The sequence below is a fragment of the Desulfobotulus pelophilus genome, assembly GCF_026155325.1.
Lineage (GTDB): Bacteria > Desulfobacterota > Desulfobacteria > Desulfobacterales > ASO4-4 > Desulfobotulus > Desulfobotulus pelophilus.
In genome coordinates this window covers 207,751-233,433 of the sequence record NZ_JAPFPW010000001.1, presented here as the reverse complement: position 1 = coordinate 233,433, position 25,683 = coordinate 207,751, and the positions used below count along the sequence as shown (strand labels likewise).

Here is a 25,683-nt window from a genome sequence, read left to right as displayed (position 1 = left end):
TGGTTATGCACTCATGGTAAAAATCTGTGCAAAAATCTGGCTGTTATCAAAACCGCCATGGTGGATGGCACCACTGCGGCAGGCCGCCACACAAAGGCCGCAGCCCTTGCAGAGAACGGGATTGATTTCAGCCTTGCCCGCATAATAACCCGTATCCATAACGCTGGGGGCAGAATAGGGGCACACACTCACACAGATTCCGCAGGAGGAGCACACAGCAGGATCCACCTTGGCCACCTGACCGGAGGTGTACACCTTCTGCCTGGCCAAAAGTGTCACGGCCCTTGCCGCAGCCGCCCTTCCCTGGGCCACGGTCTCATCCAGAGGCTTGGGATAATGGGCCGTACCGGCAAGGAAGACGCCGTCTGTGGCAAATTCGCTGGGTCCGAGCTTGGCATGGCGTTCCACAAAGAAGCCATCTGCGTTCATGGGCAGCTTGAAAAACTGGGCCAGTGCTTCATTTTTGTTGGGCACAACAGCGGAGGCCAGAGTCAGAATATCTGCCTTCAGCTCCAGAGGACGACCCAGCACATGATCCCTAACACGAACCACAAGACTGTCACCTGCTTTTTCCACCACAGGCTTAGCGTCAAGCTCATAGCGGATGAAAATCACACCCGCATCCCTCGCCTCACGGTAGAGGTATTCTTTTTCGCCGTAGGTCCGGATGTCTCTGTACAGAATAAATACATCCATATCCGGCTTATGCTTTTTCAACTCCAGAGCATTGTCAATGGAGTGGGTACAGCACACGCGGGAACAGTAGGGACGATCCGGCTGACGGGAGCCCACGCACTGGATGAACACGGCACTTTCCGCACTGTCCAGGATGGGATCTTTGGTTTTAAACTTGATATCCATCTCAAGGCTGGTGAGAATCCTTGGATCTTCGCCATAAAGATATTCGCTGGGCTGGAGGGCCGAAGCTCCTGTTGCCATGACAGCAATGCCATGTTCAAGGAGAAGCTCGGAACCGCCTTTGAGCTGAGTTTTGAAGTTCCCAACAAAACCGTCAACCGTTGCGATTTCCGTATTCAGGTGAACGGTGATGCTGGCATCCACCTTGATGGCATTTTCCAGATCCGCCACCTTCTCCGCCACATCTTCGCCTTTGATGGTTTTAAAGAGATTCAGAGCCTGACCACCCAAGCGGTCTGATTTTTCTATGATGTGGGTATGGTATCCCTGACTGGAAAGGGCCTTGGCTGCGGTCATGCCCGCAACACCACCGCCCACCACCATGGCCACCTGGTTGACGTTCAGCTCCCCTTCTTTCAGGGGCTCAAAAAGTGCAACCTTGGCAACCCCCATACGGATCAGGTCTTTGGCTTTATCCGTGGCGAGATCCGGAGTTTCTTTATGTACCCAGGAATCATGGTTACGAATGTTAACCATCTCAAAAAGATACTTATTCAGCCCTGCATTGATCAGGGTTTCCTGGAAGAGTCCCTCATGGGTTTTGGGCGTACAGGCCGCCACAACCACCCTGTTCAGGTTCTTTTCCTTGATGATCTCCGCCATCTTGTCCTGAGTATCCTGGGAACAGGAAAAGAGGTTGTTGGTCACGTATTCCACATAGGGAAGACCTCCCGCATATTCCGCCACGGCCTTTACATCGACAGTCCCGGCAATATTGGTGCCGCAGGAGCAGACAAAGACCCCCACTCTGGGGCGGTCACCGGCAACGTTTGTTTCAGGCACGGCCTCTGCGGTTTTTGTACGGGTATTCCTGGCCGATGTCAGCAGCTCGCCCGCAGCAGAAGCCGCCGCCGAGGCATCAATCATGGCCTGAGGAATGTCCTTAGGACCAGCGAAGGCGCCGGCCACAAAAATACCTTCACGGGAGGTGGAAACCGGCTTAAAGGTCTCGTATTCAGCAAAGTTACCCTTGGTCAGTTTGATGCCCAGATCATTGGCCAGCTTCACTGTGGAAGGATCTGTTTCAAGGCCGATGGACAGAACAATCATGTCAAAGATTTCCGTCTCAAGACGGCCGTCATCGGTCACATAACGAACCTCAAGGGAATCAGTTTCCGGAATGGGATTGATGGTATGCACACGGCTGCGGACAAAACGGACGCCCTTCTTTTTGGCATCCTCATAGTAGCGCTCAAAATCTTTTCCGTGGGTACGCATGTCCATGTAGAAAATGGCGCAGTCCAGATCATCACCATTATGTTCCTTGGCAATGGCCGCTTCCTTGATGGCGTACATACAGCATACCGAAGAACAATAAGCATTGTCGCAACGGTTCATGTCACGGGAGCCCACGCACTGAAACCAGGCAATTTTCTTCGGTTCCTCGTGATCCTTGCTCATACGGGTGAGATGCCCCATGGTGGGACCGGAAGCGGAAAGAATTCTTTCAAACTCCATAGAGGTCACAACATTGGGGAATTTGGCATACTGATAGGTATCAAAAATAGTGGGATCAAAGGGCTTGAAGCCCGGAGACAGCACGATGGACCCTACGTTCAGCTTCAGGGTTTCCGGCTTGTCGTCATAATTGATAGCTCCGGCAGGACACACCTTTTCGCAGTTACCACATTTTCCCTTGGTAAGCTTGATACAACTTGCAGGGTCTATAACGTACTTCAGGGGCACTGCCTGATCGTATTCCACATAAATGGCTTTACGCTTTTTCAAGGATGCATTGTACAGATCATCAATTTTTTTAGGACATTTCTCCGTACACGCACCACAGGCAATACATTTGTCCATGTCCACATAGCGGGGCTTTTTGAAAACTTCGACCTCGAAATTTCCAGCTTCTCCGGTAATGGACGTAACTTCACTTAGCGTCAATAACTCAATGTTCAGGTGCCGGCCGACCTCGACCAGTTTAGGTGAGATAATTCACATGGCGCAGTCGTTGGTCGGAAAGGTCTTGTCCAGCTGCGACATAACGCCGCCAATGGACGATCCCTTCTCCACCAGATACACATAGTATCCAGCATCGGCCAGATCAAGCGCCGACTGCATCCCGGTGATACCACCACCCACGACGACAGCGGATCCAATAACTTCCTTCGACATGGTCTATTCTCCTGTAGCGATTCTGCAAAATCCCGTCATGCCACCCCATTATCCGGCATTTCCAAGGAATTCTGCAACGTTACAAATACCCATATTGCCTGACGCTTTCTGCCTCCCGCATCGGGAATGGGCGCCAAAATCCGTACAAGCATTTATGAATTCTATTAGCACGCCAATCCTTATCGACTAACATCAATGTTGTCAATACATTTGTCCCGCATGGATATCCGCCCTTCCCGGCAATTTTTACCCTGTTATTTTCTGCTGAAATCCGCTTTAATTAAGGAGGTGGGAATATTCACAGGAGGAAACATGAACCCAGCAAGACCCGGTGTCATTGTCATATGCGGCCCTACCGCAAGCGGAAAAACCGGCATGGCCATAAAACTGAGCAGAACTTTTAACGCGCGCATTCTCAGCGCCGATTCCATGCAGGTATACCGCTATATGGATATTGGAACGGCCAAACCCAGCCAGGAAGAGCTGCGACAATACCCCCACGCTGCCATCAACATCCTGGACCCGGACATGCCTTTTGACGCCGCTGAATTTGCACGTCTGGGCCGAAGGGAGATAATGCGCAATTTCAATGAAGGATTTCTCACGCTGGTTGCCGGTGGTACAGGCCTTTATATAAAGGCCCTGCTGCAGGGACTTTTCCGCGCACACCCCGCCAGTCCGGAAAGACTGGCCAGTCTTGAAAAACAAGCTGAAGAAAAAGGCTCCGCAGCCCTGCACAACAGCCTGGCCAGCCTGGATCCGGAAGCGGCTGCCAAAATCCACCCCAACGATACTTTCCGCATCATCCGGGCCCTGGAATTTTACCAGACAACAGGAACCCCCATTTCCACCCGCCAGCAGGAGCATGATTTCACGGACAGGCCCGATTACGCCGTTGTCAAAATCGGCATCCTTACGGACCGCAACGAACTCTATGAACGCATCAACCAGCGCGTAGACCGCATGCTGTCAGAAGGTCTGGAAAAAGAAGTAGAACAGCTCTTTACCATGGGCTACGGACCAGAATTAAAAAGCATGCAGGCCATCGGCTACCGCCACATGGCCGACATACTTCTGGGCCGTGTCGAGCGGGAGGAAGGGATCCGCCTGCTGAAGAGGGACACCCGCCGCTATGCCAAACGACAGTACACGTGGTTTCATGCAGATCCGGATATCCTGTGGATAAACCCTGCAAATCTTGAAGAGGCCACGGCAGCCATACGAAACACACTCTGTTTTCAGGGGGTGCCCATATCCTGAAGCGCCCCTTTGTCCATTTCTGCAAGGACAGCATTGAATGCCCTTACTTTTTCATTATGCTGCTGCCTTTTCTGCTCATAAGCTCTCAGCTCCGCATCAAAGGCGGCTACCTCCTCATTATAGGCTGCGATAATCTGACGGTCCGCATCTCCCAGAGTTTCAAACTGATCTTCAAGAGCTTCCCGCCATACCTTCAGGTGACTCAAGGCTTCTCCGAGTTCTTTTTGCTCCGCCTCCAGATCCGCTGCGCTCTCCGAAAAAACAGTGCCTGAAGGTACATTGGCATCCACTTCTTCGCCTACTGTATCAGCCAGCGGCCTATGACTTTCAAAACGCAGAGCCACCTCCCTTCCCGCCTCCGGAAGACGGGAAAGATCATCAGTAAAAACTATACGACCCGAAGCATCCCGATACTGATAAAACTCCGCCCCTGCGCCGCATGCAAAAAAGAAAACCACAACCACGCTAATGAAACTTCTGTAACCTGTCTGCATCAGTCTTTCCTTTCGGACCTTTCGAATGAGGATACGGAAAAAAACAATTCCTTTTTGCTTCCTGCTGCAATCTTGGTGTATAAAGCCACCCAGGTTTTGTGACAAGTACAGGGCATAGCCCTTATCATAATGACTGTTTCATAAATTCCTTGCCAGTCATTATCGTATCCGCAACCAAGGCGACAGTTCTGCTATGAAAAACCAATCCCTGGCATCAAGCATCTCCTGCCTTCTCGTGATCACCCTGTTTTTTTTCTGGACAGGTTGTGCAAAGCCCCCTTCCCCCCATCATCCCGACATGCTGCCTCCCGGAGAAAAGGAATTCTTTCTGGCTGAAAAAGCCTATACCGACGGCCGCAGCGAAGATGCCCTCAAAGCTTACAAGGATTTCCTTAAGCAATATCCAGACCATAAACAGACACCCTCTGCTCTTTTTAAACTCGGAACGCTCCATGCAGCCCAAGGGGAAGGAAGCAAAGCCCGCTACTATTTTGACCGACTGACTCAAGGCTTCCCCGGCAACGGCCTTGTTCCGGAAGCCCTTCTTGCCCAATGCAGCTCCTTTTATGCAGAAAATCTTCCCGAAAAAACCCTTGGCTGCATTCAGAATATTCAGGACAGAATCCATACGGAAGAGATCCGCATCCGCCTGGCCTTTCTACAGGCTGATACCCTCTCGGAACTCAAACGCATGCCGGAAGCCCTTGAAACCCTCATTATGGCTTTTGATACCGCTCCGAACAACCTCCAACCCCTGCTGGTAGAAAAAATCTTTTCCCAGACCCGCTCCATGGATACAGGTGATTTGGAAGCCCTCTTTGATCGGGCCGGACAACCAGAACCCCGGGCCATACTGATCTTTGCCTCTGCCGTCCGGCTTGCGGAAACCGGACGCTACCGGGCCGCCGAAGACAGACTGCAGTTTTTTCTGGAGACCTTTCCCCGTCACCCGAGAAAAAACATGGCTAAAGACCTGAAAAAATCCCTCAAGGACAAAGAAGAGATCGATCCTCTTGCCATCGGCTGCCTTCTCCCGCTTTCAGGGAGATTCGAAGCCTTTGGCATACAGGCTCTCCGGGGGGTTGAAATGGCCATGGCCGTCTATACAAACAGAGAAGATGCTCTTCCTGTACGGATTCTCATTGAAGACACCCGCTCCGACGAAACCGCCACAGCCGATGCCATACGGCTGCTTGACAAAAGAAAAATCATTGCCGCCATCGGCCCTCTGGCAGCATCTCCCGAATCCATCCAGGTTGCCGCCGACCACGGACTCCCCCTGATAACCCTGACCCAGCAGGAGGGCATCACGGACATCGGCCCCCTCATTTTTCGTAATTTCATGACCCCCTCCATGCAGGTGCGCGCATTGGTTTCCCATGCCATGAACCGGCAGAACCTCTTCCGATTCGGCATTCTCCATCCTGACGACAGTTACGGCCAGAATTTCCGGGATCTTTTCTGGGATACGGTTGAAGACATGGGCGGCCGCATCACAGGTGTGGAGGCCTACCCACCAAGAAGCACAGACTTCTCGGAACCCATACGGCGACTTACGGGTCTCCACCTCCCCATTCCTGAGGACCTGTCTTCTTCCGAAACCGAAGATAAGGATAAAACTTCTGGTCCTGCCATTCAGTTCGATGCCCTTTTTATCCCGGACAGCGCCCAAAGAGCCGGCATGATTCTACCCCAGCTGGCCTATAACGACCTTATGGGCGTTCGACTTTTGGGTACCAATCTCTGGCACAGCCCACGCCTTATTGAAATGGCAGGACACCATGCACGGGGTGCCATACTGCCTACAGGCTTTTTTGCCGAAAGCCAGAACCCCCATGTTCAGGAATTCACCAGCCTTTTCCTTGAAACCTATGGTGAACTCCCCGGCTATCTGGAAGCCGTTGTATTTGATAGTCTGATGTTATTTTTTCACACCCTGGAACAGAGACCGTACAGCCGCTCCGAACTCGCTGAATTTCTGCAGAAAACAGAATCCTACCAAGGGGTCACCGGACCTGTCGGCTTTGCTGAAAACCGGGAGTCTCTTACACCACCCTTTATCCTTGAAATAAGAGGCTCTTCTTTCCGTGAAATCAACCCCTGAAAAGCCGGGAAGAACCTGCCCGGTTTCCTATAAAAACTACAGCAGGCTAACGGCAGGGATCAAAGCTCTCGCCCAGCCTCTGCTACAGGCAGGCCGCCTCGTCTCACTGAATAAAGAACGCTGCCAGCACCTTATGGGCAACATTCCTCCCCTTCATCGAGCCAACCAGCCCCTGCATATCTGGATCCACGGGGCCAGCCTTGGCGAAGCAGGCGTCACGGAATCCATCGTGTACTTTCTGCAACAACATCTCTCCTCTCCCGTCATTTTTACCCTTTCCGCCTTCACCCACACGGGCAAGGCCCTGCTGGAGCAGCGCCTTGGCTCGTTCGCAACCGTGATTTTTGCCCCTCTGGATCTCCCAGGGTGGCCGGATGCTGCCATCACGGCAAGGCATCCGGATGCCATGATTTTTGTGGAAACAGAAATCTGGCCCAACTGGATACGAGCCTGCACAGACAGAGGCATTCCCGTACTCATGGTCAACGGGCGTATCTCCCCGCGGTCTTTCCCCCGGTACAAAAAAATCCGTCCCCTTTTGCAGGAAACATTCAGTAGCATGCAGGGATTCAGCATGATCAGCAAGGCCGATGCCGAACGCATCGTGGAGCTGGGCGCTCCGCCTGAAAAAATACAGGTATGCGGCAACATCAAACGGGACCCCATCAGCATAGCTCCGGCTGCAGGACAGACCATCGACAGAGAAACCCTCGGCCTTGCATCCCATACACCGCTTTTGATCTGCGGCAGCATCCGCCAAGGAGAAGAAATTCCCCTTGGCCGGGCTTTCTGCACAGCCCGCAAAAAAATTCCCAACCTTCACATGATTCTTGCGCCCCGCCACCTGAAACGTCTCCTCTCCATGGAAAAAAACATCACAGGAATGAACCTGAGACACCAGCGTCGCAGCAGCGACCTTCCCCTGCACGCCCCCGTTCTGTTTCTGGATACCATGGGCGAACTCCGCAGTCTTTATACCCTTGCGGATGTGGTGTTCTGCGGAGGGAGCCTTGTTCCTGCAGGAGGGCAGAACCTGCTGGAAGCAGCAGCCTGCGCCAAACCAGTCCTCTTCGGCCCCTCCATGGAAGATTTTTCCGATGAAAAAAACCTGCTTGTGGAAGCCGGTGCAGCCTTTGAAGCAAAGGATGCGGATGCCCTTGCCGAAAAACTGATCTTTCTGCTCAGCTTTCCGGAAAAAGCAAAAGCCGCAGGCCTTGCCGGGCTTGCGGCTCTTCAAAAGAACAGGGGTGCCACGGCCTGTCATGTCCAGACCATACTCGACGTCCTCCCTGCCGACCATATCCCCATCACAAGCTGAAAGATCATCCGGCTCAAGCTGGGCATCATGCAAGGAAAAACGCGGCGGGTTCTGGCCCGCCCTAGCCATCCCGCCCGAAAACGCCCGTTTGGAAAAAGGTGTCAGGCCGGACAAAGCTCCCCCTGCCCCGTTGTTTCCAGGACAGCCTGCCACAACAGCCCCCCCGGGTCCACATGCCGCCGCTTCCCCGCACAGAGAGCCAGTGGCAGATGAACAAAGGTTCCGTTGACATAACCCACCAGCATATCCGTTTTTCCGGCCATGGCCGCATGCACGGCATTACGGGCAAGAAAACTGCAAAAAACCGAATCCCCTGCATTGGCAGGTCTGCTCCGGATCATATAACTGGGATCAATGTACTTCATGGCAATGGCCCTGCCTTGAAGCGCAAAATATTTTTCTATGGCTTCTTTCAGAAACAATCCGATATCCTTCAAACCCCTGTTGCCCGAAGCATCCTTTGCCTCCTCCTTGTCCGTAAAAAAATTCTGGCCAGCACCCTCGGCAACCACAATCACAGCATGCCCCCTTTCAGCAAGACGGCGTTCAAGGGAGGCCAGAAGGCCCATTTCCCCTTCCAGCTCAAAGGGCACCTCAGGGATCAGAACAAAATTAGCATCCTGCTGAGCCAGGGCCGCTGTGGCGGCAATAAAACCGGAATGCCTCCCCATGAGACGGATCATGCCAATGCCATTGGGGTAGGCAACGGCCTCCGTATGGGCACTCCGAATGGCCCGGGTAGCCTCTTCAACGGCCGTATCAAATCCAAAACTCCGCTCAATCACGGCAATATCATTATCAATGGTCTTAGGGATACCCACCACAGCCAGGTCCAGCCCCCTCTTCCGAACAACCCCGGAAAGCAGATGGGCAGCGGTCAGGGTTCCGTCTCCTCCCACCATGAAAAGGATATGAATTTCCGCCTTCTCAAGACGGTCACAGATACGGTCAAAATCCTGAGGTCCCCTTGATGAACCCAGAATGGTTCCGCCCATGTCCAGAATCCGCTCCACGACTAAAGGATTCAGCTCCCGAAAATCATACCCGTAATCACCGATCAACCCCTGAAGCCCGAAAGGAACTCCCAGAATACGCCGAACCCCGTAACGGTGATAGAGCTCTATCACCAGAGACCGGATAATATCATTCAGACCCGGACACAGCCCACCACAGGTGACTATGGCAGCCCGGACCTCAGAAGGGGCAAAATGAATCCGCTCCCGGGGACCGGCAGCCTCAAAACCCAAAGGGTTTCCACCCTCCCTCACCATACGGACAAGCCCTTCGGCATCAAGACTGTACAAGATATGATGGCCATCCGCCACAAAACCGCCCCCATGGGCAAAGCGCAGAGGAGACGCAAAAGGCTGATTTTCAAGATTCGTAATCCGTGTATCTTCAAACCACATTTCGTTTTTTGCCTCCTGCATTTCTATCCCTGCCCCCCCCCCTTCAGCCCATCTCATATAGCTGCCCCAGGCTGTCATCAGGGCCGGGCATTGAATTGAAAGGCTCCCTTGCCCAGAATATCATGCAGATGAAGCATTCCCATCAGCACACCCTCCGCATTCACAACGGGCAATACGGTAATCTGATACTCTTCCATGGTGTTCAACGCATCGTAAACCGGTGCTTCCGGGGTCACGCAGCGCGGGTTGATTGTCATAACAGCCTCCAGACTGCCTTTTTCCAGCTCTCCGGAAGCCGCAAGGTGGCGTACATCCCCATCCGTCAAAATCCCCACAAGACGGTCCTGACCGTCCGTTACCATCACAGCTCCCAAAGAAATTCTGTCCATAACGGCCAAAACTTCCGAAAAAGATGTTTCGATCACCACCTTTGGAAGGTTATCCGTAAGCATCAGGTCAGCAACACGACTGGCAAGACGCTGCCCGAGGGCACCTCCAGGATGAAAACGTCTGAAATCCGATGACTTAAACTGTCTTTTATGGATAAGGGCAACCGCAAGGGCATCTCCTGCAGCGAGGAGAACCGTCGTAGACGTGGTGGGGGCCAGCCCAAGGGGGCAGGCCTCCTTGGCCACCCCCACATTCACAACAATATCCGCCTCACGCCCCAGAGTAGACCCGGGGTTCCCCGTAAGGGCTATAATGGGACAGCCCATATGCCGTATGCTCGGGAGAAGAATATTCAGTTCTTCGGTTTCACCTGAATTGGAAAGAGCCAGAAAAACATCCCCGGCTCCCACCACACCAAGATCTCCATGCATGGCTTCCACAGGATGCAGAAAAATAGCATGGGTTCCCGTGGATATAAGCGTGGCAACAATTTTCCGGCCTACCAGACCGGATTTCCCAATTCCAGCCACCACAAGCCTGCCTTTGCAGGCAAAAACCGCTTCCACCATATTCTCAAAGGTGCTGTCCACTCTGTCCGCAAGGTCGAGAATCCCCTGCGCTTCTGTTCTAAGAACCTCTTTAATCTCTTTTATCATGACGGTCTTTCTTCCTTTCAAGCAAGGGCGATGCAGCCAGCAGATTCAGGCCCAGCAAGATGCAAACGGTGCTTTGTAAACAAAAGAACAAATGTCCCCGGTCAAACTCTCTCGATCGGATGGACCCCACTGCTACCCTGCAAACCAACGGTTAAACCGCTGGCAACTATACCTCCAAGCCAGCGGCGAATCAAATTTAACTTCCCTGCCAACCCCTAAAAAATCATGGAAAGCGTTTTCAAATTGACAAGCCCACTTCCTTTTTCTATTGTTGTTGGGTTTTTATCCAGAGATTGACCAAATCAAACCGTTTCTGGATTCGATCGGACTGAGGGAGGGCTTGTAATCTTTGTATAAAAATGACAGCATAACCCTGAAGATTCCAATTCGGCCCATCATGAAAGGGTGGGAAACAGACACCCGGTCAGGATCCGATTTCATCCTAATCCAGACATAAGACCTTATCGTTATTTTTTTAAGGAACCAGGAGTTCACTCTATGATTTGCACTACCACCCGCAAAGGCCACGACTGTGTTTTTATGAAATCCAACGGATGCTCCTACAATGGAGGAACCTGCCTTGCTGCCGTTGAACCCTGCATGGGCTGCGCCCGTATTACGGAACAGGAAAGCGGTATCTACTGCACCATTTTCCCTGAGCCAGCCAACAAATGGAAACTGGGCAACTGCAACATGGCCACCCATATCAAAACGGAATCCGCAGACGCCAAGAAAAAAGTCAACCCCCTCAAGGCATCCAAGCGCAAATAGCTCCCATACTCCGGAAGGCCATGGGCCATGGGAGGCCTCGCAAAAGCGTTTATTCCTGTTACGGCAGGCATACAATCATCCAGACAGAAAAAGCCCTGCCTTACAGTTAAGGATTCGGGCTTTCTCTGTTCCGGCGTCATATGATGGTGCTGGAACAGGGTGGGTGTTCAGCCAGAGAGCCAATTTACCAACCGCATTCTTTGCCAAGGAATACCATGAACCCCTTAGCCGAGCAGCTCAATACGAACCTATCCAATGGAAACCCCAATGCCCTGGACCTGCTGTCTTCCGTGGGCAAGCAGCTTTTTTTCCCAAAAGGTATCCTCAGCCAGAGCGCCGAGGCCAAAGAAAAGGCACATGCTATCAATGCCACAATAGGTATCGCACGGGAGGAAGGGGACATCATGTGCTTCCCATCGGTCATGGAGGGGCTTGCCTACCGACCCGATGAATCCCTGACCTATGCTCCTTCCTTTGGCATCCCGGAGCTTCGCAAGGCATGGCAGGCCTCTCTTTTTGAAAAGAACCCTTCCCTTGCAGAAAAAACGATTTCCCTGCCCGTGGTAACCTGCGGCATTACCCATGCCATTAGCGTTTTTGCCGAAATGTGGTGCAATGCGGGAGACACGGTCATTCTGCCGGACATGATGTGGGGCAACTACAACCTCATCATGAATGTCCGTCTCGGCATACAGCTGCGCCACTATCCCATCTTCACTCCCGAAGGCGGATTCAATGTTGAAGGATTGATGGAACAGGTGCGGGACGAAGCAGACAGAACAGGCAAAGCCATTGTGCTGCTGAACTTTCCCCAGAACCCCACAGGTTATGCCATTTCTCAAAAAGAAGCTTCCGAACTGATTGCAGGGCTGAAAACAGTAGCTGAATCCGGCAGCAGGCTGCTGGTGGCCACAGACGATGCCTATTTTGGTCTCTTCTATGAAGAGGAAACCCTGAAGGAGTCCCTTTTTGCCCTCTTTGCAAATCTGCACGAAAACATCCTGGCCCTGAAACTGGACGGAGCAACCAAAGAGAATTATGTATGGGGTTTGCGGGTAGGCTTCATGACCTATGGCACAAAAATATCCGGAGATCCGGCTCCTTTCTATGAAGCACTGGAAAGAAAAACCGCAGGCTGCATCCGCGGCAATATTTCCAATGCCTCCCATCTGGGCCAGCGCATCGTACTCAAATCCATGCAGGATACACGGAACAAGAAGGAACATGCCCAGAAATATGAGGTGCTGAAAGCCAGAGCTGCCAGGGTCAAAGACGTTCTCAAGGACCCCAGATACACCGGGGCCTTCACACCCTACCCGTTCAATGCAGGCTATTTCATGTGTGTCCGCCTAAAGGACCTGGAGGCAGAGCCGCTTCGCCTCCACCTTCTGGAAACATACGGAGTGGGCCTTATCGCCCTGGGCAAATACGACATACGGGTGGCCTTCAGCTGCATCGAGGAGGATGAGGTAAAACCACTCTTTGATACCCTGCTTCAGGGCATACTGGACCTCAAGGATTCAAACTGACAGCACAAAACCGCCGGGCAGGCGTAAAAGCCCCCGCCCGGCGTACCCTGATCAATGACCCGTAGCTCTCAGTGCCTGAAACTCCGCTGACCCGTAAAGACCATGGCCGCATCATATTCGTTACAGGCTTCAATGGATTGATAATCATTCATGGAGCCTCCCGGCTGAATCACAGCGGAGACTCCCTCCCTCAGCCCCACATCAATACCGTCTCTGAAGGGAAAAAAGGCATCACTCACCATGGAGGAACCAACAAGCCCCCCTTTTTCCGCCGCCACGCGGGCATCAATTTCTGCCTTCTTATCTTCATCTACCATGAGATTATAGGGTTTGCCAAAGGTTTCAAAACAGTAACGGTCACATAACTTCCGGTAGGCCTTGTCCCTGGCAATTTCCGCAACCCCCACACGGTCCTGTTCGCCCGTGCCGATGCCCACAGTCACACCGTTTTTCACATAGATAACGGAGTTGGAAGTAATGCCCGATTCCACCAGCCAACCAAAAAGCAGATCTTCATATTCGGCTTCCGTCGGTTCCCTTTTCACCCGATAGGCCTGCCCTTTGTAGTCACAGACAGCAGGCAACAGCTCTTCTTTTTTCAAAGTGGAGGGCACAAAACTCCACTGTGCAATGATCCCACCATCCATAAGGCTTTTAAAATCCACCACAGGGGTACCCACAAATTCCTGCAGCCTTGCCATATTGGCAATACGGATCACCCGAAGGTTTTTTTTGGCCCCCAGAATATCCATGACACCGTCCTCAAAATCCGGTGCAACTACCACTTCCGCATACTGGGAGGCAATGGCTTCTGCAGTGGATCTGTCCACAGAACGGTTCAGGGCAATACATCCGCCAAAAGCGGCAATCCGGTCTGCCATATAGGCCTTATGATAGGCATTCTCCAGAGATCCATCCATGGCAACACCACAGGGATTGTTGTGTTTGACAATGACCACTGTCGGTGTATCATGAAAATAACGAAGAATATTCAGGGCATTATCCGCATCGGTCAAATTGGTTTTACCGGGGTGCTTCCCACTCTGCAAAAGCTCGATATCCGAAACAAGGTATTTGCCCGCCTGCACAGTGCGGGTCTCCCCCAACACCAGATTCCCATTCACAAGGCGGTACAGAGCAGCCTCCTGACCGGGATTTTCGCCATACCGTAACCCTTTCCGCACCCCATCGATGGTCCATGCCACCTTTTCATAATACAGGGTCTGTCTTTTCTGCCCCTCCACAAAACTAATTTCCATGGCAGAACTGAACGCATCATCCATAACGGTTTTATACATGGTTTTAAGGTCTTGCACCATCTTCACACACTCCGGTAACAGGGGTTAACCTGATGGGTAAAATCAAGGTTGCCAAGAAAAGAAGCGATGGCCATATCATAAGCAGCCGTATGGGCAAAGGCCTTTGCTGCCAGACCATAGCGAAGAGCCAACGTCGTACAGCCCTCCCCATCCTTCAGCTCTTGAATGATATTCCCGTAATCGTCAGGATCTACCACAGGAGCCACACGCAGAAAATTCTTTGCGGAAGCACGAATCATACAAGGACCACCAATATCAATATTAGCCCTGGCGTCTTCTGTTGTAACGCCTGCCTTGGCAATCGTTTCTTCAAATGGATACAGATTCACCACTGTCATATCCAGAGACACGGCCCCGGTCCTCATCAGATCCCCTTTGTGGCTGTCATTATAGGTCTCCGTGAGCAAGCCCAGATAAATTTTAAAATCAAGGGTCTTAACCAGCCCCCCCTGGGTCTCCGGCTGGCCGGTATAATCGGAAACCTGAATCAGTGATTGCTTTGCCCTTTCCCCCAGAATGGAGGCAATATATTGATACGTTCCCCCCGTGGAATAAAACACCACTTCCGGGTTGATTTCACAAAGCCCCCCTATCAGCACATCCAGATTCCTTTTATCCGACACACTGACCAGGACCCGCTCCACCCTCACCCGGTCATCAATCTCATCCACCCTGTTTGTTGTCATTGAATCACCTGATTATTATTTTGATTTTGAAATATTGACCTTCAGATCTCATTGTTTCATGGAAAAACGATCATTCCGGCAAAGGGAAAACGACTGCAAACAATCTTACGATTGTACTTAAAATGAAGCGTTCCTCCCGTCAAGGAGGAGAACAGACCTGCTGGTCCCTTCCAGCGCATAAAATTTTTACCAGCGCCTGCTGCAACACCTCCATGCTGTAGGGCTTCTGAATAAAATCCATGCAACCGGACGCAAGCATACCTTCGACCTGATCATCACGGCTGTAACCACTTGATACCAGAACCTTCACATGGGGGCATATTTTTTTCATAGCCTCATAGGTTTCCCTGCCGCTGATATCCGGCATAATCATATCCAGAATCACAAGATCAAGGACATGCCCCTCCCTTGCAAAATATTCCAGTGCCTCAGTTCCCGAAGCCACGGCCTTTACCTCACAGCCCATGCCTGCAATCATTTCACGGGTAACCAGCAGTACCATTTCCTCGTCATCCACAAGAAGAATCCGGCCACGGATGCCGCAATGCTGCTCCAAAGTCCGCTTTTCTTCCTTTGGTTCTACCCTTCCATCCCGAAGTGCGGGGAGATACAGATAAAAACATGCCCCTCTGCCAGGGTGGCTCTCCACATGAATGCCGCCTCCATGCCCTTTCACAATACCAAAGGCAGAAGCCAGTCCCAGCCCCGTACCCCGCCCCATCTCTCTTGTGGTAAAAAAAGGTTCGAAAATTCTCTGCCTTGTCGCGGCATCCATCCCCACTCCCGTATCTTTTACCGACACAAGAACAAAGGAACCGGCGTTCAAACCCAGCAAACCGGCTGTCTCCCTGTCAAGGTAGGTGTTCCGCGTAGCAAGAATCAGACTGCCACCCGAAGGCATAGCCTGCCCGGCGTTCACATAGAGATTCAGAAGTACCTGCTCCATCTGCACCTCATCCGCCGCTACAGCCCAAAGATCGTCAGCAAGAAGGAACTGCATCCGTATCTGTCGCCTTGTACGACCGAACATGGTAGCCGTAGATTGAATCAGATAGTTAACATTCAAGGATTCCATCCGGTACTTTCCACCCCTGGCAAAGCCCAGCAGCTGCCTCGTTAAATCCGCACCGGAATCCACACAATGCTCGATGTTCCTGAGATTTTCAAAAAAAACGGAGCTTTCCGGTTTACCGGAACGCATCAGAGAAACATTTCCCTGAATGCCCATCAACAAATTATTAAAATCGTGAGCAATGCCCCCTGCGAGGGTACCGATTGCCTCCATCCTCTGAACCTGCTGAAGCTGCAGGCTCAGTTGCCTGCGCTCCTCAAGGGCACGGGCCTTTTCCGTCACATCCCGCAAAAGTCCCCTGAAACCCACCGCCCTACCCTCCCCATTGCGGATGAGGGTAGCAGAAATTTCAATCATTTTTTTTCTGCCATCCCGGAGAATCACTTCATAATCCCGTATACGGACAGGCCGACCCGTTCTGTAAAGGGTATTAAAAACTCTGTACATGCTTGCTGCTGTCTCAGGAGTAGTATACTCCCGGTTGTTCATTCCCACCAGCTCTTCCCGGGAGCACTCAGCAATGCGACAGATGGCATCATTAAACAGGGTAAGGTTTCCTGCCAGATCGATTTCAAAAAAACCCTCTTCTATACTTTCAAGAATGTCCATATACTTCTGCTCTCCGGCTTCCAGAGACAGAAAGGCTGAACGTCGGTCCACATACAGGGAAAAAAGCCTCGACAGATCCAAAAGGACAGGGGCAAGCATACCGCCATGACTTTTTCTTTCAAACGAGAAAACAAGAAAACCACTGACATCTCCCCGTATAAACTCCCCTTCCCTCAGAGGAAGACAGATATAATAATCCTGAGCACGGCCGATGGCTTCACAAAAAACCGCTGGCAGCTCATGCCCGCAAAAACATTTTTTTTCCATATCAGCCATAAAATCCGTATTCATTGCAGGGGGAAAGGCGAACTCTACAGGCCCTCCATCCCTGCGTGCACCGGAAAGATACTGAATAACAACCCCTTTTTCCAGACTGTCGGCCACCTGCCAAAGACTGACGCCACAGGAACCGGTAAACATCTGCAGCCTCTCGAGGGCCCTTGCAAGATCCGGCCCTCTGCCAGACAGAAGATCCAGGGCACAGACACTGAAAACCCGCCAGAAACCGGTGCCTCCACTTTCTGACACTTTTTTATCATCCAAACCCCCTTCAGCCGGCATATCCCCCCCATGCGTCTCACTTGAAACAAGGCCTTCAAGGCACCCCCAGCCAGACAAATCAGTACACTTCCATCAGGCTGTACCAACAGCGCAATGGTGTATCCACCGGCAGGCCCCGCTTTTGAAGAAGCCCTTTCATGACCGGATCTCCGTAGCGAAGATAGGGATTCACACGCATTTCATCCGCAAGGGTAGACAATACATGCTCTGGATTCCACGCAGCAAGAAAGGCTTCCAGGAAAGGGTTATCCGGCTCGATGCTCCTTGCAAAAGCAACGGCCTCCCTCAGATAATCATGACCTGCATACACTCTGGTCTCCGGCGGCAGGGACATAAGTCGCTCCATGCTTTCAAAAAAAGCATCCAGATCCCCGGAAAAACAGTTCCCCACCGTTCCGTTGAACAGGGTATCGCCAGAAATCAGGGCATTTCCGGCCCTGAAACAGACGGAATCCATAGTATGCCCAGGCGTAGGCAGAACCAGTACCCGCCCTCCACCAAGGGCACAGCCACCATCGGCAAGAAGATCCAGGTGGTGGATCAAAGACGCTCCGGACTGTTCACATAAAATCCGTGAGCCCTGCACGTGATCCGGGTGATCGTGGGTGTGGGTAATGCCCACAAGGTGAAGTCCCCTCTCAGCAATCACCCTCATAATGCCATCCGTTGCTCCACCGTCGATGACCAGTGCCTCACCTCCGGACTCCACAAGGTAGGCAAGATTATCTGAATTGTAACGGAACTGATGAACATGCATACAACCTCCCCGGGCCAGGCCCATCTGATATATCTGTTTTTTTCAACCATACATTTTTTAAATAATATTGAAAACAGGCAGAAAAAACCATTCCCTCCATACCGTTGATTACCAAGGCTCCCACACTCAGAAACAAACTGTTTACAGGACACTAACCCACTTAAACGACATGAAGAATCATATCAGCCCTTGACCTTTTCTGTTTTTATTGTAGGGTAATGGAGCAAAGTGGGGGAAAGTGGAATTCCAATAAGGAGAAACCATGTTCCGGGGCAGCTCCACGCATAAACTTGACCCGAAAGGGCGCGTCTCCATTCCAGCCCGTTTCCGCGGAGTCATGGACAGCCAGAACTGCCCTGGCCTGATGCTCTCCCGTATGGATCAGAATATTGTTGCCTACACCTACGGGGAGTGGGAACAGATTGAAAAACGAATACTCAGCCTTGCGGAAAAAAGTGACGCCATGAGGCGTTTCAGAAGAGTGTTTGTGGGCGGTGCCCATGACTGCCCACTGGACAGCCAGGGACGCATACTGATCCCTCCCTCTCTCCGCCAGTATGCCGGACTTACAAAAAATATCGTTCTGGTGGGCGTACTGGATCACTTTGAAATACTTTCCGAAGACCAGTGGGCCAAAGAAACGGAACAGCTGGAAAATGACATGCAGAACGAAGAAAGCCTGCGGGCCGAAATCGCCAGACTGGGGCTCTGATTCATGGAATTTCATCATATATCCTGTATGCCCGCAGAGGTTCTTACCTTCCTCCATTCAGAGAAGGAGGGCATCTATGTGGATGCAACCCTTGGCGGATGCGGTCATGCCAGACGCATTCTTGAATCTTCCGGACCCGAAACCCGTATCATTGGCATCGATCAGGACACCTATGCCATTGCCCATGCCAGGGAAAAGCTGGCCTCCTTTGGCAGGCAGGTTGAAATCGTTCATGGGAATTTTTCTGATATAGGCCCGATTCTGGACGACCTGAATATTCCAGCCGTTGACGGCATACTGGCGGATCTTGGCCTGTCACTCTACCAGCTGGAAGCCAGCGGCAGGGGCTTCAGTTTCAGGGGAGACGAGCCTCTGGATATGCGCATGAATCCAAAGGCTGCACTAAGCGCAGCAGAGCTGGTCAACACAAAATGTGAGCAGGAGCTCAAAACGATTTTCCGGGAATTCGGGGAGGAGAGATTTGCGGGGCCCATTGCCCGCCGCATAGTGGAAGCAAGAAAAAATGCCCCTGTCACAAGCACAGGCCAGCTTGCAGACATTATTCAGAAAAGTATCCCGACAAAACACAGGGTAAAACAAAAAATTCATCCCGCGACACGGGTCTTCATGGCACTCCGGATTGCCGTGAATCAGGAACTGGACAGACTGGACACCTTTCTGGAAACAGCTCCAAGGATGCTCAGGCCGGGCGGGCGCATGGTGGTCCTGAGTTTTCATTCTCTGGAAGACCGCAGGGTCAAGCAGGCTTTTCGCAAACTGGCTTTCCCCTGCACCTGCCCACCGGACTTTCCTGTATGCAATTGTGGCAAACAAACTGAATTCCAGCTGCAGACGATTAAGGCCGTCAAACCCGGCAGCCAGGAAGTTCTGATCAATCCCATGGCCCGCAGCACACGGCTCAGGGCACTGCAGCGTCTTACATGAAACAAACTTCAAACCCACCGGGTCCCATGGCCTGGCTGCTCCTTTTAGGCGTTTTTTTTATAACCGTTTTCAGCGCCACATGGATCCGGACCCAGTGCACCAGCCTGAATTTCAGTATCAGTCTCCTCCGGGAGGAAAGAGACAGGCTTATCACCCAGAACCGTAACCTTGAAATTGAACAGGCAAGACTCCGCTCACCGGAACGCATCCGCAATCTTGCAGAAAACCGGCTGGGGCTTGTTATGCCAAAAGCGGAAAACACAGTAGATCTTACCGGAATTGTCCATGAAAAAGATCCCTGAACATCGCTATGCGAAAAACCGTTTCCGATTCCTGTCACTGGTTTTTTCGCTCCTTTTTCTTATCGTTGCCGCCCGTGCGTTTCAGGTACAGGTGCTGCACAGGGACAGCCTTGTTCAAAAAGCGGAGCGGCATTACAGAAAAGCCCTTCTCTTTCATGGGAAAAGAGGCAGCATACTTGACGCCAATGGTTCACCCATGGCGGTAAGTGTCGATGCCGCCAGCGTGGCCATACGTCCCGATTATTTTCCGGACAAAGATGCGGCAGCCCTCAAAATAGCGCGAATTCTCGGCAAAGACGTCAACGAAATCCGACCTCTTTTCTCAGAAAACCGTTTCACCTGGATTGCCCGCAGAATACGACCGGAAACTGCCGACAGCATTCTTGCCATCGGGGAAGAACTCCATCTGCCTCCCAGCCACCGGTCTATGGCTATTCAGGTTGTCAACGAAAGCAGTCGTGCCTATCCCAATCGTGAAATGGCCGCCCAGGTCATCGGATTCACCGGAACCGATGGAGAAGGACTGGAAGGGCTGGAACATCGATACAATGGCATTCTCAAGGGCGAAGCAAGGGACCTCACAATTATACGTGACGGCCGGGGCCGCTGGTTCAACGAAACGTCCTCCGATGGCCAGGCAGCACCGGGCAAAGATATCGTATTGACCATCGACAAAACCATTCAGTTTATTACAGAGTCAGCTCTCCATGAAGCAGCTTCCCGTTCCGATGCCGCTGCAGGGATGGCCGTAGTGCTCTGTCCTAAGACGGGCGACATCAAAGCCATGGCCCACTATCCATCATTCAATCCCAATGATTTCCGTCGCTACCCACAGGATTTCTGGCGCAACCGTGCCGTAAGCGAACCTTTCGAGCCCGGCTCCACAACCAAAATTTTTCTGGTCGCCGGTGCCATTGACAGAAACTACATCCGCCCGGACTCCATCTACTACTGCGGAAACGGATCTTATCGCATTGGCCCTGTGACCATACGGGATACCCGGCCCCATGAATGGCTGTCCGTAACCCAGATTCTCAAATTCTCCAGCAATATAGGCTCTGTGAAAATATCTGAGGTTATGGGAGAGAAAGCTCTTTATGATTCTTTGAGAAGTTTTGGTTTTGGTGAGAGATCAAAAATCGAAGCTCCGGGAGAAACCCGGGGAATTCTTCGTGACTGGCAGCGCTGGACAGCCGTGGACACGGGAAACATCGCCTTCGGTCAGGGCTTCTCCGCTTCCGCCGTCCAGCTTGTTGCCGCCGCAGGTGCCATTGCCAACGGCGGAATCCTCATGCAACCCCGTCTTGTACGTGAAATACGGGATCCAGTTACCGGGAAAAGCACCCGGATGCCTCCCAAAGCCATACGCAGGGTTATTGCACCAGAGACAGCGGCAACGGTCTCTTCCATGATGGCAGCCGTTACAGAAGCCGATGGAACCGGCAGAGCCGCCACTCCCCAAGGCTACCGCGTGGCAGGCAAAACGGGAACATCTCAGAAAACAAACCCCGACGGGACCTATTCCCGCACTCGCTTCATCGCTTCTTTTCTGGGTTTTGCCCCCCTTGACGATCCAGCCCTTGCCATCGTGATCATGCTGGATGAACCAAGAAGAAGTTCTTATGGTGGCGCGGCCGCAGGCCCCGCCTTCCGAACCATCGTATCCGAAGGACTTGCCTATATGAACATTCCGCCGGAACCCATTCGTCCGTTTACAACGGCCATGCAGCAAGGAAACGCCCATGAAGGTTTCTGATCTTTTTTCTCCATGGGAGTCCCTTCAGACTCCTCCCTTCCTCATCGAGGAGAGTCCGCCTGAAAACCCTGACATTACCGGTATCCAGTACAACTCGCGGAAGGTACAGCCCGGCGATCTCTTTGTGGCCGTCCCCGGGCTTGTTGCAGATGGTCACACCTTTGCCCCTGTGGCTGCTAAAAACGGGGCTGTATTTCTGGTGGCGGAACGCCCTGTTCCCGAAGCCGGTCTACCTACAATCATCGTCAATGACTCCCGCCGTGCCCTTGCCGCCCTTTCGGCTGCTTTTTACCAGTTCCCCGCAGAGGACCTGACCCTGATCGGCATCACAGGTACCAACGGAAAAAGCACCACTGCCCACATTCTCGAAGAGATTCTCCGCAGAGCAGGTCATACCACAGGGGTTATGGGTACCATTGACTGGCATTATCCGGGACACAGCGAATCTGTGTCCACAACCACGCCAGAATCCAGAGACCTCCAAGCCCGCCTGGCCGCCATGCGGGATGCCGGTGTTACCCATGTTGTCATGGAAGTATCCTCCCATGCCATTGATCTCGGCCGCATAGCCCATACGCCCTTTGATGTGGCTGTGTTCACCAATCTAAGCCAGGATCATCTGGATTACCACAGCAATATGGGCACCTACTGGGCCTGCAAACAAAGCTTTCTGGAAGGAGTGCTGGGTGGTCATTTCGGAAAAAAAGAAGCCTCTCTTGTTATAAATATTGATGATGAAAGGGGAGAACAGCTTCTCAACCACTGCATTGCGAAGACCGGGGGCAACAGGCTTTTTTCCACAGGCCGCCACCCCGATGCACTGATACGCCCCGGCAGTCCGCGTTTTTCCCTTTCCGGCATTCGATGTTCCCTTATGACACCCGAAGAAACCATTCCCGTTGCCTGCCCTCTTGTAGGTGCCTTCAACCTCGAAAACATGCTTGGAGCAACGGCTGCCGCTCTGGCATTGGGAATAAAGCCGCAAACTATCAAAGAAGCCCTTGAAAGCTCCCTTGCTGTCCCGGGCAGACTGGAGCCCGTTCCCGATCCAAAGGGACGGCATATCTTTGTGGATTACGCCCACACACCGGATGCATTGGAAAAAGCACTCACTGCCCTGAGAAAGTGCAGCCGTGGCCGCCTTATTGTGCTGTTTGGATGCGGAGGCGACCGCGACCGGACCAAACGTCCTGTAATGGCCCGTATTGCCGCAGACACGGCAGACTTCTGTGTGATCACCTCCGACAATCCCCGTAAAGAGGATCCCGACAGCATTATTCAGGATATCCTCCATGGCATTCCTGAAGGCACCCTTCTGGCGGTGGAGAAAGACCGCGAAAAGGCTATTTTTCAGGCCATTGCCATGGCAGAACCCGGCGACGTCCTCCTCATTGCGGGCAAAGGACATGAAACCTATCAGATTGTGGGGGATACCATCCACCCCTTTGATGACAGGGCCGTTGCGGCCAAAGGAGTCATTGCCCATGCCTGAAACGCAGCTCTGGACGTCAGAAGATATTCTTATGGCTACGGGAGCCGACCTTCTTTGGGGAAACCGGGATATCCCCTTTCCTGATATAGGCACAGACTCCCGGAAAAGAAAGCCTGACGCTCTTTTTGTGGCCTTACAGGGGGAAAACCATGATGGGCACAACTTCATGAAGAAAGCCCTTGATGCCGGCTATGGGGGCATTCTTATGGAAAAATCCCGCTGGCAGGAATTTTCTCCCATACTCAAGAATCAGAATCTTCCTGTTTTTGGTGTGGACAATACCCTCCAGGCTCTCGGCCGCCTGGCCCGCTATCGCCTTGGTATCTATGGGGCAAAAGTCCTTGCTGTAACCGGATCCAACGGAAAAACAAGCACCAAGGAAATGCTGGGGAATATTTTTCGGAAACAGGGCCCCTGTCTGGTTACCAGGGGTAATTTCAACAATGAGATAGGGCTTCCCCTCACCCTGTTTCAACTCAAGCCAATGGATCTATGGGCCATTCTGGAGCTGGGCATGAATCATCCGGGGGAAATGGAGAGACTTTCCGCCATCTGCCTTCCCGATATGGCAGTCATTACACGCATTGCTCCGGCTCATCTGGAAGGCCTGGGCTCTGTGGAAGGCATTGCAAAGGCCAAAGGAGAAATTTTCACCCACATGAAGACAGGCGGCTCCATCCTCATCAACGGGAGCGACCCCCATTCACAACTTATCCCCCTGAGACAGGATCGCAGAGTTCAATACTTCGGCCAAAGCGATCATTGTGACTTTTATATGAAAAACCTCGCGTGTCATGCAGGGGGATCCTCCTTCGATCTTTGCCGTCAGAATAAGCCCCCCGTTGCCATCACGCTGAATATTCCTGGAACCATGATGGCGGAAAATGCCCTGGCTGCTGCCGCTGCTGCCCTTATGGCGGGCGTACCGGAGAACTTGATTCAGGAGGGTCTTTCAGAGTTTACAGGCTGTCCGGGCCGATTCCGGCCCATGACAACGGAAGTCGGCTTCACGGTTATTGATGACACCTACAATGCCAATCCCGATTCGATGGAAGCAGCCCTGAAACAGACCCGCCTCATGGACAAAAAAGGGCGTACCTTTGCCATTCTTGGAAGCATGGGGGAGCTGGGCGAAGAAGCTCCTGCCCTGCACAGACATGTGGGTTCTCTGGCGGCAAAAGCTGGCATCTCAGCACTCTATGCGTGCGGCCCGAATGGCACAGACATTGCTTATGGAGCCCGCAGTGCCGGGCTCGAAGAGGTCTTCTGTGAAAACAAGGAAACCATTGCCTCCATGATTTTGCCTGGACTCATGCCCGGCGACCAGGTTCTTGTAAAAGGTTCGCGTTCCATGTCCATGGAAAGCGTTGTGGATCAACTGATGCAGGCTGCTCGGACAGCCCCTAGGAAGTAAACGCCCATGCTCTATCACCTTCTCTACCCACTGCATACCTGGTTTTCTGCGCTGAACGTATTCCGCTATATCAGCTTCAGAACCATTTATGCCGCCATGACAGCCCTGCTGATCTGTATCCTGCTGGGCCATTGGGCCATCCGGAAACTGAAGGCCATGCAGGTGGGTCAGTATATCCGGGAAGAAGGGCCCCAGTCTCACCAGAGCAAGGCCGGAACACCCACCATGGGTGGCCTTCTGATTCTATTTGCCATCACAAGCTCCACCCTGCTCTGGGTGGACCTTACAAGCCTCCATCTCTGGGTAGCCCTCATGACCACACTGGGGTTCGGACTCATCGGCTTTGTGGATGACTGGCTGATGCAGGTTAAAAAACACAACACAGGCCTGTCTTCAGCCAATAAGTTCATGCTGCAGATTCTTCTTGCCCTTATTGCATCCATATTCATCTACCTTATGCCGGATTTCGACACCCGGGTATCGGTTCCCTTCTTCAAAAATTTCAACCCGGACTTAGGCATTGCCTATATCTTCTTTGCAACGTTTATCATTGTGGGAGCTTCCAATGCGGTCAACCTGACCGATGGTCTTGACGGTCTGGCCATCGGTCCAGTTACCATTGCCGCTGTCACTTTCATGATTTTTTCTTATGTAGCAGGACACTGGGGACTGGCTTCCTATTTGCAAGTCCCTTTTGTCAATGGTGCGGGTGAGCTGGCCATACTCTGCGGAGCCGTTGCAGGCGCAGGCCTTGGCTTTCTGTGGTTCAACGGTCACCCGGCCCAGGTTTTCATGGGGGATGTGGGTTCCCTTCCCCTTGGCGCCTTCCTTGGCGTGGTCGCGGTGATTACCAAGCAGGAACTTCTTCTGGTCATCGTGGGAGGAATCTTTGTCATAGAAGCTCTCTCCGTCATCCTGCAGGTTGGATATTTTAAAATAACAGGAGGCAAACGGATTTTCCGCATGGCTCCGCTCCATCATCATTTTGAACTCAAAGGCTGGCAGGAATCCAAGGTAACCATCCGGTTCTGGATTATTGCCATTGTGCTGGCCCTCATCGCTGTCAGCACCCTCAAAATACGCTAAGGACA

At 52.3% G+C, this 25,683-nt stretch carries 20 protein-coding genes; 12 read left to right on the top strand and 8 right to left on the bottom strand.

What is annotated here, in order from left to right:
* Positions 1 to 3 precede the first annotated feature (3 nt).
* Positions 4 to 3,036: an FAD-dependent oxidoreductase gene (locus OOT00_RS01095; protein WP_265423443.1), complete on the bottom strand. Its 3,033-nt coding sequence runs from the start codon at positions 3,034 to 3,036 to the stop codon at positions 4 to 6.
* 312 nt (positions 3,037 to 3,348) lie between these two features.
* On the opposite strand from OOT00_RS01095, the gene miaA reads away from it, so the two are divergent.
* Positions 3,349 to 4,296, top strand: a complete 948-nt coding sequence (miaA, locus tag OOT00_RS01090; protein WP_265423442.1) for a tRNA (adenosine(37)-N6)-dimethylallyltransferase MiaA — start codon at positions 3,349 to 3,351, stop codon at positions 4,294 to 4,296.
* Here miaA and OOT00_RS01085 read toward each other — a convergent pair.
* Positions 4,275 to 4,790: a DUF4124 domain-containing protein gene (locus OOT00_RS01085; protein WP_265423441.1), complete on the bottom strand. Its 516-nt coding sequence runs from the start codon at positions 4,788 to 4,790 to the stop codon at positions 4,275 to 4,277. The two genes, miaA and OOT00_RS01085, sit on opposite strands and share 22 nt — an antisense overlap.
* Before the next feature lie 193 nt (positions 4,791 to 4,983).
* On the opposite strand from OOT00_RS01085, the gene OOT00_RS01080 reads away from it, so the two are divergent.
* Both OOT00_RS01080 and OOT00_RS01075 read left to right on the top strand, forming a co-directional pair.
* Complete coding sequence (locus OOT00_RS01080) at positions 4,984 to 6,894, top strand: penicillin-binding protein activator (RefSeq protein WP_265423440.1); 1,911 nt, start codon at positions 4,984 to 4,986, stop codon at positions 6,892 to 6,894.
* On the top strand, positions 6,878 to 8,212 hold the full coding sequence (locus tag OOT00_RS01075) for a 3-deoxy-D-manno-octulosonic acid transferase (protein ID WP_265423439.1): 1,335 nt from the start codon (positions 6,878 to 6,880) through the stop codon (positions 8,210 to 8,212). The genes OOT00_RS01080 and OOT00_RS01075 overlap by 17 nt, the downstream gene beginning before the upstream one ends.
* Positions 8,213 to 8,313: 101 nt before the next feature.
* Here OOT00_RS01075 and OOT00_RS01070 read toward each other — a convergent pair whose 3' ends face one another.
* Positions 8,314 to 9,678: an ATP-dependent 6-phosphofructokinase gene (locus OOT00_RS01070; protein ID WP_265423438.1), complete on the bottom strand. Its 1,365-nt coding sequence runs from the start codon at positions 9,676 to 9,678 to the stop codon at positions 8,314 to 8,316.
* Positions 9,679 to 9,698: 20 nt separating this feature from the next.
* Positions 9,699 to 10,667, bottom strand: coding sequence for a KpsF/GutQ family sugar-phosphate isomerase (locus tag OOT00_RS01065; RefSeq protein WP_265423437.1), 969 nt, complete (start codon positions 10,665 to 10,667; stop codon positions 9,699 to 9,701).
* Between the two features lie 498 nt (positions 10,668 to 11,165).
* Here OOT00_RS01065 and OOT00_RS01060 point away from each other — a divergent pair, with 498 nt between their 5' ends.
* Both OOT00_RS01060 and OOT00_RS01055 read left to right on the top strand, forming a co-directional pair.
* Positions 11,166 to 11,438 (top strand): PxxKW family cysteine-rich protein, encoded by a 273-nt coding sequence (locus tag OOT00_RS01060; protein WP_265423436.1) that lies wholly within the window; start codon positions 11,166 to 11,168, stop codon positions 11,436 to 11,438.
* Positions 11,439 to 11,653: 215 nt separating this feature from the next.
* Positions 11,654 to 12,967 carry an aminotransferase class I/II-fold pyridoxal phosphate-dependent enzyme gene (locus OOT00_RS01055; protein ID WP_265423435.1) on the top strand — a complete coding sequence of 438 codons (1,314 nt, stop codon included), beginning with the start codon at positions 11,654 to 11,656 and terminating at the stop codon, positions 12,965 to 12,967.
* A 68-nt stretch (positions 12,968 to 13,035) separates the two neighbouring features.
* On the opposite strand, the gene OOT00_RS01050 is transcribed toward OOT00_RS01055, so the two are convergent.
* The 4 genes from OOT00_RS01050 to OOT00_RS01035 form a co-directional block, all read right to left on the bottom strand.
* Positions 13,036 to 14,286 carry an IMP cyclohydrolase gene (locus tag OOT00_RS01050; RefSeq protein WP_265423434.1) on the bottom strand — a complete coding sequence of 417 codons (1,251 nt, stop codon included), beginning with the start codon at positions 14,284 to 14,286 and terminating at the stop codon, positions 13,036 to 13,038.
* Between the two features lie 2 nt (positions 14,287 to 14,288).
* The gene (locus OOT00_RS01045) at positions 14,289 to 14,972 is read right to left on the bottom strand and encodes a hypothetical protein (protein ID WP_265423433.1); all 684 of its coding nucleotides are present in this window, start codon (positions 14,970 to 14,972) and stop codon (positions 14,289 to 14,291) included.
* Between the two features lie 139 nt (positions 14,973 to 15,111).
* Positions 15,112 to 17,214: a hybrid sensor histidine kinase/response regulator gene (locus OOT00_RS01040; protein ID WP_265423432.1), complete on the bottom strand. Its 2,103-nt coding sequence runs from the start codon at positions 17,212 to 17,214 to the stop codon at positions 15,112 to 15,114.
* Positions 17,215 to 17,272: 58 nt separating this feature from the next.
* Positions 17,273 to 17,971, bottom strand: a complete 699-nt coding sequence (locus OOT00_RS01035; protein WP_265423431.1) for an MBL fold metallo-hydrolase — start codon at positions 17,969 to 17,971, stop codon at positions 17,273 to 17,275.
* A 262-nt stretch (positions 17,972 to 18,233) separates the two neighbouring features.
* Here OOT00_RS01035 and mraZ point away from each other — a divergent pair, with 262 nt between their 5' ends.
* Genes mraZ through mraY form a run of 7 tightly spaced genes read left to right on the top strand, consistent with a single transcriptional unit; the run spans position 18,234 to position 25,678 of the window.
* Positions 18,234 to 18,683 (top strand): division/cell wall cluster transcriptional repressor MraZ, encoded by a 450-nt coding sequence (gene mraZ, locus OOT00_RS01030; RefSeq protein ID WP_265423430.1) that lies wholly within the window; start codon positions 18,234 to 18,236, stop codon positions 18,681 to 18,683.
* Between the two features lie 3 nt (positions 18,684 to 18,686).
* Positions 18,687 to 19,628: a 16S rRNA (cytosine(1402)-N(4))-methyltransferase RsmH gene (gene rsmH / locus OOT00_RS01025; protein ID WP_265423429.1), complete on the top strand. Its 942-nt coding sequence runs from the start codon at positions 18,687 to 18,689 to the stop codon at positions 19,626 to 19,628.
* Positions 19,625 to 19,930, top strand: coding sequence for a cell division protein FtsL (ftsL, locus tag OOT00_RS01020; protein WP_265423428.1), 306 nt, complete (start codon positions 19,625 to 19,627; stop codon positions 19,928 to 19,930). Before rsmH ends, ftsL begins: the two co-directional genes overlap by 4 nt.
* On the top strand, positions 19,914 to 21,686 hold the full coding sequence (locus OOT00_RS01015; RefSeq protein WP_265423427.1) for a peptidoglycan D,D-transpeptidase FtsI family protein: 1,773 nt from the start codon (positions 19,914 to 19,916) through the stop codon (positions 21,684 to 21,686). Before ftsL ends, OOT00_RS01015 begins: the two co-directional genes overlap by 17 nt.
* On the top strand, positions 21,673 to 23,178 hold the full coding sequence (locus tag OOT00_RS01010) for a UDP-N-acetylmuramoyl-L-alanyl-D-glutamate--2,6-diaminopimelate ligase (protein ID WP_265423426.1): 1,506 nt from the start codon (positions 21,673 to 21,675) through the stop codon (positions 23,176 to 23,178). Before OOT00_RS01015 ends, OOT00_RS01010 begins: the two co-directional genes overlap by 14 nt.
* A complete protein-coding gene (locus OOT00_RS01005) occupies positions 23,171 to 24,592 on the top strand; it encodes a UDP-N-acetylmuramoyl-tripeptide--D-alanyl-D-alanine ligase (protein ID WP_265423425.1) in 1,422 nt (473 codons plus the stop codon). Before OOT00_RS01010 ends, OOT00_RS01005 begins: the two co-directional genes overlap by 8 nt.
* Before the next feature lie 6 nt (positions 24,593 to 24,598).
* Positions 24,599 to 25,678, top strand: coding sequence for a phospho-N-acetylmuramoyl-pentapeptide-transferase (gene mraY / locus OOT00_RS01000; protein WP_265423424.1), 1,080 nt, complete (start codon positions 24,599 to 24,601; stop codon positions 25,676 to 25,678).
* Positions 25,679 to 25,683 lie beyond the last annotated feature (5 nt).